General features: G+C 66.8%; 5 protein-coding genes. 4 read left to right on the top strand and 1 reads right to left on the bottom strand.

What is annotated here, in order from left to right:
• The first annotated feature begins 83 nt into the window (after window positions 1–83).
• From dsbD to dsbG, 3 genes are read left to right on the top strand one after another with little or no spacing between them, the layout of a single operon-like run.
• On the top strand, window positions 84–1,796 hold the full coding sequence (gene dsbD / locus DJ563_RS02175) for a protein-disulfide reductase DsbD (RefSeq protein ID WP_434518731.1): 1,713 nt from the start codon (window positions 84–86) through the stop codon (window positions 1,794–1,796).
• A complete protein-coding gene (locus DJ563_RS02170) occupies window positions 1,796–2,632 on the top strand; it encodes a TlpA family protein disulfide reductase (RefSeq protein ID WP_274099035.1) in 837 nt (278 codons plus the stop codon). Before dsbD ends, DJ563_RS02170 begins: the two co-directional genes overlap by 1 nt.
• Window position 2,633: 1 nt before the next feature.
• Window positions 2,634–3,395, top strand: a complete 762-nt coding sequence (gene dsbG / locus DJ563_RS02165) for a thiol:disulfide interchange protein DsbG (protein WP_274099036.1) — start codon at window positions 2,634–2,636, stop codon at window positions 3,393–3,395.
• Between the two features lie 82 nt (window positions 3,396–3,477).
• On the opposite strand, the gene DJ563_RS02160 is transcribed toward dsbG, so the two are convergent.
• Window positions 3,478–16,431, bottom strand: coding sequence for a non-ribosomal peptide synthetase (locus DJ563_RS02160; RefSeq protein ID WP_434518730.1), 12,954 nt, complete (start codon window positions 16,429–16,431; stop codon window positions 3,478–3,480).
• A 376-nt stretch (window positions 16,432–16,807) separates the two neighbouring features.
• Between DJ563_RS02160 and DJ563_RS02155 the strand changes: the two genes are divergently transcribed.
• Window positions 16,808–17,338, top strand: a complete 531-nt coding sequence (locus DJ563_RS02155) for an RNA polymerase factor sigma-70 (protein WP_033699331.1) — start codon at window positions 16,808–16,810, stop codon at window positions 17,336–17,338.
• Window positions 17,339–17,350: the final 12 nt, after the last annotated feature.

The raw sequence follows: 17,350 nt of genomic DNA, 5'->3' as shown, positions 1-17,350 counted from the left end.
GGTGGGATGTAGGACCGGGTTAACCTTGGGTTAATCGACCCAGGCCAGCATGGCCCACTTCAACGTACTGCCAAGGCGAAGACATGCGCGCCCTCTTTCTGTTCCTGACACTGCTGCTGGCCGGCCCCCTGCAAGCCAACCCGTTCGACGTCAAACCCGACTTCCTGCCGGTCGATCAGGCGTTTGTGCTGAGCCACGACCGCCAGGCCGATGGCCAGATGCGTCTGTTCTTCCAGATCAAGCAAGGTTACTACCTTTACCAGAAGCGCCTGAAGTTCGACGGCCTGCCCGCCGAGCAGCAGCCGCAGTTGCCGCCTGCGCTCAACCACCACGACGAATTCTTCGGCGACAGTGCGGTGTACCGCGACCAACTCGAACTGCTGATCCCCGCCAACGCACAAGGCCAGCTACGCCTGGGTTGGCAGGGCTGCGCCGACGCCGGCCTGTGCTACCCGCCGCAGACCACCGCCATCGACCTGGGTGGCAGCGTGACCCCGGCCGCCGATCAGGCCAGCGACCAGGCCCTGGCCAGCAACCTGCAACAGGGCAACCTGGCGTGGGGCCTGCTGGCCTTCTTCGGCCTTGGCCTGCTGCTGGCCTTCACCCCCTGCTCGCTGCCGATGCTGCCGATTCTCGCCGGGCTGGTACTGGGCAATGGCGCCAGCGCCCGACGCGGCTGGTTACTGGCCGCGGTGTACGTGCTGAGCATGGCCTTGGTGTACGCCGGCCTGGGCGTGGTGGCGGCGCTGCTCGGCGCCAGCCTGCAGGCCTGGTTGCAGCAACCCTGGCTGCTGGGCAGCCTGGCGGCATTGTTCGTGGTGCTGGCGCTGCCGATGTTCGGCGCCTTCGAGTTGCAGCTGCCCGCCGCCCTGCGCGACCGTCTCGACCGCGCCGGGCAAGGTACCCGTGGCGGCAACCTGTACGGTGCCGCGCTGCTCGGGGCGCTCTCCGGCCTGCTGCTCGGCCCGTGCATGACCGCGCCGCTGGCCGGGGCGCTGCTGTACATCGCCCAGAGCGGCGACGTGCTGCATGGCGCGCTGGTGCTGTTCAGCCTGGGCCTGGGCATGGGCGTGCCGCTGCTGTTGCTGGTCACGCTGGGCAATCGCTACCTGCCGCGACCAGGCGCGTGGATGAACCTGGTCAAGGGCGTGTTCGGCTTCGTGTTCCTGGCCATGGCCCTGTATACCGTGCGCAGCCTGCTGCCACAGGCCCTGCTGCTGGCCCTGAGCGGCGCCTGGCTGATCGCCCTCGCCTGGGCCGCATGGCCGGCCCTGCAGCGTATGCCTGCGCTGCGTGCGCTGCCTTTGCTGGGCGCGCTGTGGGGCGGGCTATTGCTGGTCGGTGCAGCAGCCGGGGGCGATGACCTCTGGCAACCCTTGCGGCCGTTCGCCGGGGGTAGCGGGCCTGCGGCGGTGCAACCGGCAGAGGATGCATTCGTGACCGTCAGCCGCCCCGAGGACCTGCAACGTGAGCTGGACGCCGCCAAGGCCCGTGGCCAATGGGTGATGCTTGACTACTATGCCGACTGGTGCGTGTCGTGCAAGGTCATGGAAAAGAAGGTGTTTGCCCGTGCCGACGTACACGCCGGCCTGGCCGGCGTGCACCTGCTGCGCCTGGACGTCACCGCCGACACCCCGGCCAGCCAGGCACTGCTGCAACGCTACCAGGTACCCGGCCCGCCCAGCATCATCTGGGTCGGCCCGGAAGGCGACGAACGCCGCGCGCGGCGCATCACCGGTGAAGTGGATGCTGCCGCGTTCCTGCAACACTGGACCCAGACCAGGAGCCAAGGCTGATGCTGACCGTAACCCTCGGGCCATTGACCATGGCCCTCAACCACCTGCTGATGCTCACCGCCCTGGTGATCGCCAGCGTGGTCGGCTGGTGGGTCGCCCGCCGCGGCGGCGAAAGCCCGGAGTCGGCACTCTTCAACCTGTTTCTGATTGGCGTGCTGTGCGCGCGCCTGGGCTTCGTCGTGGCCTACTGGCCGATGTACCGCGATGACCTGGTACAAGTCATCGACATCCGCGACGGCGGCTTCCTGTTCTGGTCCGGCCTTGCCGGCATCGTGCTCGGCGCGCTCTGGCAAGGCTGGCGACACCCGGGCCTGCGCCGCCCGCTGGGTTGGGCCTTGTTCAGCGGTGCGCTGTTCTGGGGCCTCAGCAGCCTGGGCGGCCACCTGTACAGCAAAGGCACCGAGCTGCCTGAGCTGAGCCTGCGCAACGCCGGCGGCCAACCCGTGGCGCTGCACAGCTACCGTGGCAAGCCACTGGTCATCAACATCTGGGCCACCTGGTGCCCGCCCTGCCGGCGCGAAATGCCGGTGCTGCAACAGGCCCAAGGTGACTACCCCCACGTAACCTTCCTCTTCGTCAACCAGGGTGAGACGCCCGAGAACGTCAGCACCTTCCTCGCCACCACCGGCCTGAGCCTGACCCACGTGCTGTTCGACGGCGCCGGCCAACTGGCCCAACGGGTCGGCTCGATGGCCCTGCCCACCACGCTGTTCTACGACAGTGACGGGCGGCTGATCGGCAGCCACCTAGGCGAGCTGTCACGGGCCAGCCTGCGCCACGCCCTGGAACCTTTCGACCGGGCCGCCGCGCCCACCCCTGCCGCACAAGGAAACTGACATGCGATTGACTGCACTGCTGCCCCTGTCCCTGGCCCTGCTGGCCGCCCCGCCGCTGCACGCCGAAGAAGCGCTGCCCAAGGCGATCCAGCAACTGCAAGCCAAGGGCGCCGTGATCAAGGGCAGCTTCGATGCCCCCGATGGCCTGCGCGGTTATGCCGCCGAGTACCAGAACAACGGCATCGCCCTGTACCTGACGCCTGACGGCAAGCATGTGCTGGTCGGCAGCCTGTTCGACGAACAAGGCCAGGACCTCAGCGCCGCTCCGTTGGACAAGCTGGTCTACGGGCCGATGAGCAAGGCCATCTGGGCGAAGATGGAAAAGACCGCCTGGATCGCCGATGGCAAGGCCGATGCGCCACGCATCGTCTACCTGTTCAGCGACCCCAACTGCCCGTACTGCAATATGTTCTGGCAGCAGGCGCGGCCATGGGTGGAATCGGGCAAGGTGCAGTTGCGCCATATCATGGTCGGCATCATTCGCGAGGACAGCCCGGGCAAGTCGGCGGCGTTGCTGGCGGCCAAGGACCCGGCCAAGGCGCTGGCACAGCACGAGAAGGCCGGCAAGGCCAGTTCGCTCAAGGCGCTGGAGAAAGTGCCGGAGGCAGTGCAGAAGCAGCTGGAAGGGAACATGGCGTTGATGGAGGAAATGGGGTTGCAAGCAACCCCGGCGATCTTCTATCAGGATGAGCAGGGCAACCTGCAGAGCCAGCAAGGGGCACCAAGGCCGGAGATGCTGGGGAAGATACTCGGCAAGCGGTAGTGCATGCCGTGGGTATTAGGTGGCGGCGCTCGATCTGCGCCGCCCAACAAAACTCACGGCCTACCCAAAACCCCTACACCCCCTACAACCCCTCCAGCTCCGCCATCAGGTCACTGAGCCGGTCAACCTTGTCATCATCCAGCGCACTGCCCTGCAGCCCCTGCACGTACACCGCCAACTCCGCCACGGTGCTGCACTCGAACATCGCCCGCAGCGGCACATTGAGCTGCAATTGCTTCTGCACCCGCGAGGCAATCTGCGTCGCCAACAGCGAATGCCCACCCAACTCGAAGAAGTTGTCGTGCATCCCCACCCGTTCGGCCTTGAGCACGTCGGCCCAGATGCCTGCCAACACCGCTTCCAGCTCGTCACGCGGCGCCTCATAGGCCTGGCTGTGCTGGCCACCGATTTCAATGGCCGGCAGCGCCTTGCGGTCGAGCTTGCCGTTGGCATTGTGCGGCAGGCTGTCGAACCAGCCCCAGTGCAAGGGCACCATGTACTCCGGCAGCGCAGCGCGCAGGCGCTGCTTGACCTGTTCGAGCAACGCCGCATCGGCGCTGACGCCCTGATGCGCCACCAGGTAGCCGACCAGGTGCTTGCCGTTGACGCCCTCCTGCACGCTCACCGCGGCATCGCGCAACTCTGGATGCTCGTGCAGGCGCGCTTCGATCTCGCCCAGCTCGATGCGGTAGCCACGGATCTTCACCTGATGATCAATGCGGCCCACGTATTCCAGCACACCGTCCGGACGTTGCCGAGCCAGGTCGCCAGTGCGGTACAGGCGCTCGCCCGGTGCGCCATGCGGGTGCGGGATGAAGGCCATGGCCGTGCGCACAGGGTCGCCGACATAACCACGGCCCACACCGGTGCCGGCGACACACAGCTCGCCGACCGCGCCCAATGGCACCAAGGTTTGGTCCTCGCCGAACAAGTACAGGCGGTTGTTGTCGGTCGGCGTACCAATCGGCAGGTAGCTGCCGCGGGTCGATTCGACATCGACCCGGAAGAACGCCACATCGTCCGAACACTCCGCCGGGCCGTAGGCATTGACCAGGCCGATCGCCGGGTAACGCTGCAGCCATTGCGCGGCCAGCTCCGGCGGCATCGCCTCGCCGGTCGGCAGCATCCAGCGCAGGCCATCGAGGCTTTGATGATCGTTGGCCAGCATGCCCTGAATCAGCGACGGGACGCTCTCCAGCACGGTGATGCCGGTGGCCTGCACATGCGCCAGCAGGCCCTGCGGGTCATGAGCGATGGCATTCGGCACGATCTCCAGCCTGGCGCCGAACAACGGTGCGGCAAGGAACTGCCAGACCGAAATATCGAAGCTCTGCGACGCGGTCTGGGCAATCACGTCCTGTTCGCTCAGGGCCAGGTAAGGCACCTTGCTCAGCTGGTTGTTGAGCATGCCGCGCTGCTCGACCATCACACCTTTGGGCAACCCGGTGGAGCCCGAGGTGTAGATGACGTAGGCGAGGTTGTCGGGCCCGCTGTGGATACCGGGGTTGTGGCTGGCGATGTTGCTGGCCTGGATGTCTTCCCACACCAGCAGCTTCGGCCGTGCCACGCCACCCAGTTCATCCAGCAACTGTCGACCCTGCTCGGCGCAAGCGGCGCTGCACACCAGCACCGGCGTGCGGCTGAGTTCGACGATGCGCTGCAGGCGTGCGGCCGGCAGGCCCGGGTCCAGCGGCAGGTAACCGGCACCGGCCTTGAAGCTGCCGACGATCATGCCCAGCAGCGGCAAGCCGCGCTCGGCCAGCAGCGCAACCGGCTGATCGACGCTGACGCCCGCGCCGATCAAGGCATGGCCCAGGCGGTTGGCCGCCAGGTTCAGGCCGGCGTAGTCATAGGACGCTTCCAGACAGCGTGCCACGGTGCGCTGCGGGTGGGCGGCGACCTGCGCCTCGAACTGCTCGACATAGCTCTGTTCCAGGGCATAGGCATGCTCGGTGCGGTTACAGTCTTCCAACAGGAAACGCTGCTCTTCGGCGCCCAGCAGCGGCAGGTCGCTCACCTCCCCTTCAAAACCCTGCACCAGTGCCAGCAACAGGCGCTTGAACTCGGCCAGCAAGCGCTCGACGGTCGGGTAGTCGAAGTAGCGCTGGTCGAACGACAGGTGCAGGCCCAGGTCATCACCCGGGTAGCACACCGCCGTCAACGGGAAGTTGGTGTGGGTACGGCCCGAGTCCGAGCTGGCGTTGAGGTGCTGGGCATGGTCGAGCACTGCGGTTTCCACCGGCGCGTTCTCGAACACGAACAAGCTGTTGAACAGCGGCTGGCCCTTGGGCAGCTCGCTGCATTCCTGAATCGCCACCAACGGCAGGTACTCATATTCGCGCACTTGCATGTTGTGCTCGAGCAAGCCTTGCAGCCAGCTGCGCACACTGCGGCGCTCGCCTGCCGCTGGCAGTTGCACGCGCAAGGCGATGCTGTTGATGAACAGCCCGACGGTGCGCTGCATCTGCGGCATGCTCACCGGGCGCCCGGCCACGGTGACCCCGAAGGCCACGTCGCGGTCGCCGCTGTAGCGTGCCAGCACCAGGGCCCATGCCGCCTGGGCGAAGGTGTTGATGGTCAACTGATGGGCCTGGGCCAGTTCACGCAAGCGCACACCGTCACTGACCTGCAGACGGGTGTAGCAGTCGCCGACGACCATCCCGTCACCGGCGTGGTCGTGGCGCAACGGGCGGTCACTGGGGACCGCGGTGGCCCGCTCGAAGCCGGCCAGGTTGGCCTGCCACCATTGGCGCGCCTCGTTCAGGTCCTGGCGCTGCAGCCAGCCGATGTAGTCGCGGTAACGCGGCGGCACCGGCAACTGGGCCTGGCGACCTTCGCCGAGGGCCTGGTAGACCTCGAAGAAGTCGTTCATCAGCAACGAACGGCACCAGGCATCGATAAGGATGTGGTGGTTGCTCATCATGAACCAGTAGCGCGCATCGGCAACCCGCACCAGGCGCAGGTGGAAGGGTGCTTCACAGAGCAGGTCAAAACCGGCCTCGCGCTCCTGTTTGTGCAGGCTTTGCAGGCGCGCTTCCTGGGCGCTGTCGTCGAGGCCGCGCCAGTCCTGATAATCCACGGCAGTCTTGCCTGGCTTGTGGATGATCTGCAGCATCGCCTCGCCGGCGTTCCAGCTGAACGATGCGCGCAGAGCCTCATGCCGCGCCACTACCGCCTGCCAGGCCTGGGCGAAGCGGTCGGGGTCGAGCGCGCTGTTGATGCGGTAACGGTCCTGCATGTAGTAGATGCCGGTGCCCGGCTCCAGCAGGGTGTGCAGCAGCATGCCTTCCTGCATCGGCGTCAGCGGGTAGACGTCGTCGATCTCGGGGGCGGCGACCGGCAAACTGTCGATCTGCTCCTGGGTCAGGTGCGCCAACGGGAAGTCGGACGGCGTGAAGCTGCCGCTGCCGTCGGCCAGGCAATGGTCGACCAGCGCCAGCAACTCCTGGCGGTAGCCTTCGGCCAGGGTGGCGATGGTCTGCTCATCGTAGCGTTCAGTGCTGTAGGTCCAGCGCAACTGCAGGGCGCCGGCATAGACCTGGCCGTCGACACTCAGCCAGTTGGGCAGCGCTGCATCGAGGTCATGGGCCAGGCCAGCCGCTGCATCCAGCGGCTGGAACAGCGCGTCGGCGTCAAACTGCTGGTCGAACTGCCCCAGGTAGTTGAAGGTGATGCGGGCCTGCGGCAGCGCGGCCATGCGTTCACGCCCGGCCTCGTCGGCCAGGTAGCGCAGCACGCCATAGCCCTGGCCTTTGTGCGGCACCTGGCGCAGTTGCTCCTTGACCCGTTTGATCGAGCTGGCGCGCGCGGCCTCGTCTTCACCCAGCACCGGGCGCAGGCTCAGCGGGTAGGCATTGGTGAACCAGCCCACGCTGCGGGTCAGGTCCATGTCTTCGAACAGCCCGTCGCGGCCGTGGCCTTCAAGCTGCACCAGCACTTCAGCGTCACCACTCCAGCGACACAGGGTGCGGGCCAGGGCCGTCAGCAGCAGGTCGTTGACCTGGGTGTGGTAGGCCGCCGGCGCCTGTTGCAGCAACTGGCGGGTCTGCTCTGCATCGAGGCCGATGGCCAGGGTCCGGGCGTGGCGGTGCAGGTTGCCACCCTGCGGGTGATCACACGGCAGTTCGTGGCGCACAGTGCCGAGCTGGCCGTGCCACCAGTCCAGCTCGTCGCGCAGCGAGTCGCTGCCGGCATAGCTGGCCAGGCGCGCCGCCCAGTCGCCCATGGCATGGGTCTTGGCCGCCAGCGGCTGGCCCCGGTACAGCGCCTGCAAGTCTTCGAGCAGCACACGCCAGGACACACCATCGACCACCAGGTGATGGATGGCCAGCAGCAGGCGTTGGCTACCCTGCCCGTCCGTCACCAGCAAGGCGCGCAGCAGCGGGCCTTGTTCCAGGTCGAGGCTGCGCTGCAGGTCGGTGTACAACGCCTGGCAGTCATCGAAGTCGGCGACCGTCGCGGCCCACAGCAACTGCTGAGGGGCAGGCTGGGCATACTCGGCCTGCCAGCGGCCACTGGCCTGGCTGAAGCGCAGGCGCAGGCTGTCGTGGTGCTGCACCAGCGCGGCCAGGGCCTGCTTCAGTGCCGCAGCGTCCAGTGGCTGGCGCGCCTGCAGCAGCACTGCCTGGTTCCAGTGCTGAGGCTGGGCCACCTCGCTGTCGAAGAACCAGTGCTGGATCGGCGTCAGGCCGCTGTGCCCCTGGCGCAGGCCTTGCTCGATGCCACTTGGCGCGGCGCTCAGGCTGACCACGGAGGCCAAGGTCTGGATGGTCTGGTGCTGGAACAGATCGCGCGGGGTGAACTGCAGGCCCAGCTGGCGGGCACGGCTGACCACCTGGATCGACAGGATCGAGTCGCCACCCAGTTCGAAGAAATTGTCCTGCACACCAACGCGGGGAAGGTTGAGCACATCGCACCACACCTGCGCCAGTTGCGCCTCCACCTCATTGGCCGGGGCCTGGTAATGCTGGCGCGCCTGCTCCAGGTCCGGCAACGGCAGCGCGCGGCGGTCGAGTTTGCCGTTGCCCATCAGCGGCAAGCTGTCGAGCAGGATCAGGTGAGCGGGCACCATGTAGTCCGGCAGGTGCTGGCGGGCATCGGCCTTGACCGCTTCGCGCAGCACGGCCTGGGCCTCGCTGCCGGCACCGGCCTGCTTGCACACCAGGTAACCGACCAGTTGCTTGCCACCCGGCAGGTCGAGGGCCAGCACCACGGCCTCGTCGACCTCTGCATGCGCCTGCAGGCGGCTTTCGATTTCGCCCAGCTCGATACGGAAGCCGCGAATCTTCACCTGCTGGTCGGCACGGCCGACGTACTCGACCAAGCCATCGGTGCCCAAGCGGACCAGGTCACCGGTGCGGTACAGCCGGCCACCCTCGGCACAGAACGGGTCGGCGACGAAGCGCTCGGCGCTCAGCCCCGGGCGGTCGTGATACCCCTGGGCCAGGCCGGCACCGCCGACATACAGCTCGCCGATACCGCCTTGTGGCAACAGGGCCAGGTCTTCGTCGAGGATGTAGGCGCTGCGGGCGCCAATCACCCGGCCGATCGGCACGCTGCCCAAGTCGGCCGACAGCGTTTGCGGGGCCAGGCAGGCCAGCGGCATGACCACGGTTTCGGTCGGGCCGTAGGCATTGAAGAACTGCTGTGGCGCGAACGCCTGGCGAATGCGCTGCAGGTGCTCGCCGGTCAACGCTTCACCGCCGGTGATCACCAGGCGCACCGGCAACTGCTCGCCCTGTCCCGCCAGGTACTGGGCCAACTGGCTGCCGTAGCTTGGGGTGAAGCCAAGGATACTCACCTGCTGCTCACGCACCAGTTGGCAGATCTCTTCAGCGCCCCACTGGCCCTGGGCGCGGATCACCACGCGGGCACCGCACAGCAGCGGCGTCAGCAAGCGCTCGCTGGCGGCGTCGAAGTTGATCGAATAGAAGTGCAGCTCGCAGTCGTCGCTGCGCATGCCGAAGGCCTCGATCACGGCATGGCAATGCATGGCGATTTCACCGTGGCTGACCACCACGCCCTTGGGCTTGCCGGTCGAGCCCGAGGTGTAGATCAGATAGGCCTGATGTTGCGGCAGGTTGAGGTTATCCAGCGCGGCATCGCTGAAGGCCGACAAGCTGGACGCATCGTCTTCCAAGCTCCAGCGGGCCACACCTTCAGGCAGCTCGCCAAGGGTTTCTAGCAGCGCGCGCTGGCCGAGCAGCAGGCCAATACGGCTGTCTTCGATCATGTAGCGCAAGCGGTCGAGCGGGTACTCCGGGTCGAGCGGCACATAGGCACCGCCCGCCTTGAGGATGGCCAGCAAGCCGATGACCATTTCCAGCGAACGCTCCAGGGCCAGGCCGACGCGCACCTGCGGGCCGACCCCGCGCTCGCGCAGGGCACGGGCCAGGCGGTTGGCCTGCTGGTCCAGCTCGGCGTAGCTCAGGTGCTGGCCGGCGAAGGTCAGCGCCAGCGCGTGCGGCGTGCGCAAAGCCTGGGCGGCGAACAGGCCGTGCAAGGTCTGGTCGAGCGCGCCATGCTGCTCGCCCTGCAACTGGCCAACCAGCACCTGTTGCTCGTCGGGGCTCAGCATCGGCAGCTCGCACAGGCGCTGTTGCGGGTCGTCCAGCAGGCCGGCCAGCAGTTGCTGCCAGTGTTCAGCCATGCGCGCGATGCGCGGCGCGTCGAACAGGTCACGGCTGTAGGTCAGGCAGCAGCCCAGGCGGCCATCGAGGTCAGTGACTTCCAAGTACAGGTCGAACTTGGTCGCGCTGGCGTCGTTGACCAGGTAGTCGACCTGCATGCCGGCCAGCTCCCGGCTTTGCTGGAACGCCCAGCGCTGGACGTTGCACATGACCTGGAACAGCGGGTTGTAGGCGCTGCTGCGCGGCGGTTGCAGGGCTTCGACCAACTGGTCGAACGGCAGGTCCTGGTGCGACTGGCCTTCGATGGCGGCTTGGCGCATCTGCTCCAGCAGCGCGGCGGCGGTCATCTGGCCATCCAGCTCGCAACGCAGTACCTGGGTGTTGAGGAAGGCGCCGATCAGCCCCTCGCTTTCCGGGCGAATGCGGTTTGCCACCGGGGCACCGATGCGCAGGTCACGCTGGCCGCTGTAGCGGTGCAGCAAGGCAGCCAGGGTGGCCGTCATGGTCATGAACAGGGTCAGCCCACGCTGGCTGTTGAAGGCATGCACACGGGCCACCAGCGCCGGGTCGAGTTCGAAGCGGTACAGCTCGCCACGGTGGCTCTGCACTGCCGGGCGCGGGCGATCGGTGGGCAATGCCAGCACCGGGTGCTCATCGCCCAGGCGGGCTTTCCAGTAGGCCAGCTGGCGCGCGCCTTCGCCGCTTTCCAGCCAGTGCCGCTGCCACACGCTGTAGTCCAGGTATTGCACCGGCAGCGGCGCCAGGGGCGACTCGCGATCATCGACGAAGGCTTCGTACAGCTCGCCCAGTTCGCGGGCGAAGATGTCCATGGCCCAGCCTTCGGTGACGATGTGGTGCAAGGTCAGCACAAAGTAGTGCTCACGCTCCTGGGCCTTGACCAGGCAGGCGCGCAGCAGTGGCCCGCGCTCCAGGTCGAACGGCTGGTGCGCCTGGTCGTCTGCCAGCTGTTGCAGGCGTTGCTCGCGGGCCTCGGCGGGCAAGGCGCTGAAGTCGTGCCAGCCAAGCTGCAGGCCGCTGTCTTCGGCCACGCACTGGTACGCTGCACCGTCGATGCTGGGGAAGGTGGTGCGCAGGGTTTCGTGGCGCACGATCAGGGCCTGCAGCGCACGCTCGAAGGCGTCCACGTGCAGGGTGCCACGCAGGCGCGCCATGCCGCCGACGTTGTAGGCGGGGCTGTCTGGCTCCATCTGCCAGAGGAACCACATGCGCTGTTGCGAGTACGACAACGGCACGGCCTGGCGGCGGTCGACGCGGGCGATCTCGCCTTGCAGGTTACGCTCGCCGGCATCACGGATGCGCGCGATCTCGGCGCAGAAGGCGCCCAGCTCGCTGGCTTCGAACAGGACTTTGAGCGGTAGCTCGACATCGCACGTCTGGCGGGTTCGCGAAACGATCTGGGTGGCGAGCAGCGAATGGCCGCCGAGGGCGAAGAAGTCGTCCTGCAGGCCGACACGCGGCAGGTTCAACACTTCACACCAGATCGCCGCCACCTGTTGCTGCAACGCACTCTGCGGCGCCACATGCTCGCGCTGTTGCCACACTGGGGCTGGCAGCGCCTTGCGATCGACCTTGCCGCTCGGGCCCAAAGGCATATGCGCCAGCGCGATCAGTTGCGCCGGGACCATGTAGGCCGGCAGTTGCTCGGCCAGAGCGGCCAACAGGGTGGCAGGCTCGGCCGCGCCGCTGTAATAGCCGACCAGCTGTGCACCCAGCGCATCCTTGTGGATCAGCACCAGTGCCTGCTCGACACCAGGCTGCGCCAACAGGCACGCCTGGACCTCTTCAGGCTCGACGCGAAAACCGCGAACCTTCACCTGCTGATCGAGGCGCCCGAGGTATTCCAGCGCCTCGAGCTGGGTTTGCCAGCGGGCACGGTCGCCACTGCGATACAGGCGCTGGCCGTCACCGTCGGCCTGGGGCACGAAGCGCTCGGCGGTGAGGCCCGGGCGGCCCAGATAGCCACGGGCCAGGCCCGCGCCGCCCAGGTACAGCTCACCCGGCACGCCGGGGGCAGTCAGCTCCAGCTCATCGTCCAGCACGCGGCAGAGCACGTTGCCCAGCGGGCGGCCAATCGGCGAGCGCTCGCCGTCTTCGGCCTGGCAGTGCCAGTGGGTGACGTTGATGGCGGTTTCGGTCGGGCCGTAGCGGTTGTGCAACTGCACCTGGGGCAGCACTTGCAGCACACGGTCACGCAGGGTCGCGGACAATGCCTCACCCCCGGAGAACAGCCGGCGCAGGCTGGTGCAGGCTGCGGCCTGCGGCTCCTGCACGAACACTTGCAACAACGGCGGCACGAAGTGCAGCGTGGTCACGCCATGCTGCTGCACCAGCGCAGCGATGCGCTGGGGGTCACGGTGTTCGCCGGGGCCAGCCAGCACCAGCTTGCAGCCGGTGATCAGCGGCCAGAAGCACTCCCACACCGAGACGTCGAAGCTGATAGGCGCTTTTTGCATCAGCACATCACTGTCGTTCAGCGCATAGGTGGCTTGCATCCACTGCAGGCGTTCGGCCAGGGCGGCATGGGTATTACCCACGCCCTTGGGCTGGCCGGTGGAACCCGAGGTGTAGATCACATAGGCCAGGTTGTCGCCGTGCAGGTGCAGGCCTGGGGCATGGCTGGGCCAGCTGTCCAGGTGCAGTTGGTCCAGGGCAATGGCGCTGACACCTTCGACCTGCGGCAGCTTGCCCAGCAAGGCGCTGTGGCTCAGCAGCAGGCTGGCGTTGCAGTCGCCGAGCATGTAGGCCAGGCGCTCGGCCGGGTAGTCCACGTCCAGCGGCACGTAGGCGCCGCCGGCCTTGAGGATGGCCAGCAGGCCGACCAGCAACTGCGGCGACCGTTCGACGGCGATAGCCACGCAGGTATCGGGGCCAACGCCTTTGTCACGCAGGTAATGGGCAAGGCGGTTGGCCTGCTGGTGCAGCTCGGCATAGTCGAGGCTGCCGCCCTGCCAGGCCAGCGCAGTGCGCTGTGGGGTCAGCCGAGCCTGCTCGTTGAGCTGTTCGACCAGCAGGCGCTCGGGCGCCGCGGCGGCTGCCTGGCCCCAGCCGAGCACCTGCGCGCGGCTGTGCTCATCGAGCAGTTGCACCTCGCCCAGTGCCAGTTGCGGCTGGGCGCAAACTTGCTCCAGCAACGCCAGCAGGTGAGCGGCCAGGCGCTTGACGGTACTGGCCTCGAACAGCTCGGCGGCATAGTCGAAGGCCAGCGTCAGGCGGCCTTGATGGTCTTCTTCGCTGTGCAGCTGCAGGTCGAACTTGGCTTCGCGGCTGTGCCAGGGCAGCTCTTCGGCAAGCAGGCCAGGCAAGCGGCGCAAGGCCGAAAGGTCGCGCTGCTGATGGTTGAACATGACCTGGAACAGGCCCTGTTCGCGGGCTTCTGGCAGGGCTTCGAGGAGCTGCTCGAAAGGCAGGTCCTGGTTGGCCTGGGCCTCGAGGGTGGCGTGGCGTGCCTGGGCCAGCAGTTGTTCGAAGGGCAAGCGGCCATGCAGCTGCGCACGCAGCACCTGGCTGTTGATGAAGAAGCCGACCAGGCCCTGGGTTTCCAGGCGCGGGCGGTTGGCATTGGGCACGCCGACACGGATGTCTGCCTGGCCGCTGTAGCGGTGCAGCACACCTTGCCAGCCGGCCAGCAGCACCATGAACAGGCTCGCCTGCTGCTCGCGGGCCAGGCCCTTGAGTGCCTCGGTCAGTTTGGCCGGCACTTTCAGGCTGTAACGTGCTGCACGTTTGTCACGCTGGCTGGCGCGGGGCTGGTCGGTGCACAGGTCGAGCACCGGCAATGCATCGCCCAGCTTGGCCTTCCAGTAATGCAACTGGCGTTCGGCTTCACCGTCGGCCAGCCATTGCCGCTGCCAGGTGCCGTAGTCGGCGTAACCCAGTGGCAGGGGCGCCAGGTCGGCTGCATGGCCTTGGCAGTGCGCAGCGTACAGCCTGGCGAATTCGTCGAGCAGAATGTTCAGCGACCAGCCGTCGGCGACGATGTGGTGCAGGGTCACCCACAGCTGATGCTCGTCATCGTCCAGGCGCGCCAGGGTCACGCGCAGCAAGGGGCCTTGGCCAAGGTCGAACGGCTGCTGGGCCTCTTCCTCGCGGCATGCTGCAACCTGCGCGGGCGCCTGGCCTTCGAGGTCCAGGCGATGCAGGCTGAACGGCTGCTGTGCCAGGATCCGCTGCCGGGCCTGGCCGTGCTCTTCGCTGAAGACTGTGCGCAAGGATTCATGGCGCGCGACCAGGGCCTGGAAGGTCGCCTCCAGTGCAACGACGTCCAGTTCACCGCGCAGGTGCAGGCCGGCCGGGATGTTGTAGGCCGCCGATTGCGGCTCGAGTTGCCAGAGCAGCCACAGGCGGTTCTGTGCCAGTGACTGCGGCAGCGACTGGTCACGCTCGAGGGTGGCGATGCCGGCCGATTGTGCCCCTCCTTCGGCAACGATCGCCGCCACAGCGGCGCTGTACTCACCCAGCAGCGGGGCTTCGAACAGGGTGCGCAGGCTCAGGTTGATGCCCAGCTCATCGGCCAGGCGCGCCGTGGCCTGGGTGGCCGCGATGGAGTTGCCGCCCAGCAGCAGGAAATGGTCGTCCACCGCCACGGCTTCGACCTTGAGCACATCACGCCACACGGCGGCGATACGCGCCTGCAGGTCGTCGGCCGGCGCGCCGCTGGGGTGCTGCTCGCTGGCCTGCGGGAAGCGCGCGTAACAGTCCAGGCTGCCATCGTCCATGCGCTGGCGGCAGGCCGAGCGCTGCAGCTTGCCGCTGGAGGTCTTGGGCAGTGCGCCCGGGTTGAGCAACAGGACCACGGCCGGCGCCTGGCGGCAGGCGTCGGCGATGACCTGGCGCAAGGTCTTGATCAGCGCCTGGGGCTCGATGGCTTTTTGCACATTGCGGCTGACTTCCACCGCCACGCCGATGCCCTCCTCGCCCTGATGGTCCACGGCAAACACCGCTACGCGGCCTTTGCGCAGCACATCGACTTCGCGCTCCAGGGTTTTTTCCAGGTCTTGCGGGTAGAGGTTCTGGCCGCGGACGATGAGCATGTCTTTCAAGCGCCCGGTAACGAACACTTCGCCATCGCGCATGAAACCCAGGTCGCCGGTGCGCAGCCAGGTCTGGCCGTCCATTTCGACGAAAGTACGGGCGCTGGCCTCGGGGTTGCGCCAGTAGCCCAGGGCGATGCTCGGGCCGCCCGCCCAGACCTCACCGACCAAGTTGTCGCCCAGCACTTCCAGGCGCTGCGGCTCGACAATGCGCACCGCATGCCCTGGCTGCGGGTAGCCACAGCTCATCAGCACACTGCCGCTGCCAGGTTCGGCGCGGTTGGCGGCGAAGGCCTCGGCATCCACCTCCAGCGCGCCGATGCCCTGGCCGCGGCGGCTGCCGCTGACGAACAGGGTCGCCTCGGCAAGGCCATAACTGGCGAAGAAGCTGTGCGGGTCGAAGCCACAGGCCTGGAACTTGTCGGCGAAGGTCGCCAGGCTGTCCTGGCGGATCGGTTCGGAGCCGGAATAGGCCACGCGCCAGCGGCTCAGGTCAAGCCCCGCCAGGGAGGCCTCGCTGACCCGCTCGCTGCACAGGCGGTAGGCGAAGTCGGGGCCGCCGCTGATGGTGCCGCCGTATTCGCTGATTGCCTGCAGCCAGCGCAGTGGCCGGGCGAGGAAGTAGCCGGGCGACATCAGCACGCAGGGCACGCCGCTGAAGATCGGCTGCAGCAGGCCACCGATCAGGCCCATGTCGTGGTACAGCGGCAGCCAGCTGACGATGACGTCGTCGGGGTTCACATCGATGCCGAAACCGTGACGGATCAGTTGCTCGTTGGCCACCAGGTTGCCATGGCTGACCTGCACGCCCTTGGGCAGCGCGGTGGAGCCTGAGGTGTACTGGAGGAAGGCGATGTCATCGCCGGCCAGAGCAGGCTCTTGCCAGGCATCGGCCAGGGCCGGGTCAAGGCCATCCACCGCCAGCAGCGCGGGGGCATTGGCCGCCGCCAGCGCGTCCAGGCCCTGCAAGCTGTCGTGCAGCGCGGCCACGGTCAGCAGCAGGCGCGGCTCGGCATCGTCGATGATCGACAGCAGGCGTTGCTGGTGATGGTGGCGCGTGGACTCTGGGGGATACGCCGGCACGGCGATGACGCCGGCATACAGGCAGCCAAAGAACGCCGCGACATAGTCCGGGCCGCTGGGGAACAGCAGCACCGCACGGTCGCCGAACCCTGCGCGGGCCTGCAAGGCAGCGGCGATGGTGCGCGCGCGGCGGTCCAGGTCCCGGTAGCTGAGCACGGCCTGCTCGCCGGGAGCATCGGCCAGAAAGCGCAGCGCTATCTTGTCCGGGGTCTGCGCGGCGCGTTGCGCCAGGGCCTGGACCAGCGAGAGCGGGAGTTCGAAGGCGTCCGTCATGGGGTGTTCCTGCCAGTGTCTGGTGAAGTCGGGCCGGCTGCTCCGCGAACGTCGGCGGGCAGCGCACGGCGGCCGGATGTACACAGGGGAACGGATGGGCAGGGGAAGAAATTAGCTTGCGGGAGGCTTTCGGGAAGTGTGAATGCTGGTGCATGCCTTGAGGGGGCTGTGGCTGGAAGATCAAGCGCCGCCCGCGCGGCGCATCGCGAGCAAGTTCGCTCCAACATCTGTTTCTGGCCAGTTATTCCTGAAAGATATAGATACTAATTACGTTTCGTATTTGACAATCATTATCATTCTGAATAGCTTGTCGCACGTCTCAGGAAGCTTCCCAACGTTGGGTGCCTCCCCCCCTCTCTGTGACAAGGTGATTTCCATGGCGGAACAACTATCCACAAGTAAGTGCGATTCACCATTACTCCAGGCCTTCGTCGACAATCGCAGCATTCTGGTCAAGATTGCTGCGCGCATTACCGGCTGCCGCTCACGCGCGGAAGACGTGGTGCAGGATGCATTCTTCCGGCTCAGTGCCGCCCCGCAGATCACCTCGTCGTTCAAGGCGCAGCTGAGCTACCTGTTCCAGATCGTGCGCAACCTGGCCATCGACCACTACCGCAAACAGGCGATGGAACTGAAGTACTCCGGCAGCGAAGAGGAAGGCCTGAACGTGGTCATCCAGAACGCCTCGCCCGAAGCCACGCACATCAACCTTGCCGCCCTCGATGACATTGCCGAAGCATTGAACGAGCTGCCACAGCGCACCCGTTACGCGTTCGAGATGTACCGTTTGCACGGCGTGCCGCAGAAGGACATCGCCAAGGAACTGGGCGTGTCGCCGACCTTGGTCAACTTCATGATCCGCGACGCCTTGGTGCATTGCCGCAAGACGGCTAACCGTCAGGTTTGAGTTTTGAGTGTT

The organism is Pseudomonas sp. NFX1 (genome assembly GCF_051123555.1).
Classification (GTDB): Bacteria; Pseudomonadota; Gammaproteobacteria; order Pseudomonadales; family Pseudomonadaceae; genus Aquipseudomonas; species Aquipseudomonas capeferrum.
This window is presented reverse-complemented; position numbering and strand designations above follow the sequence as displayed.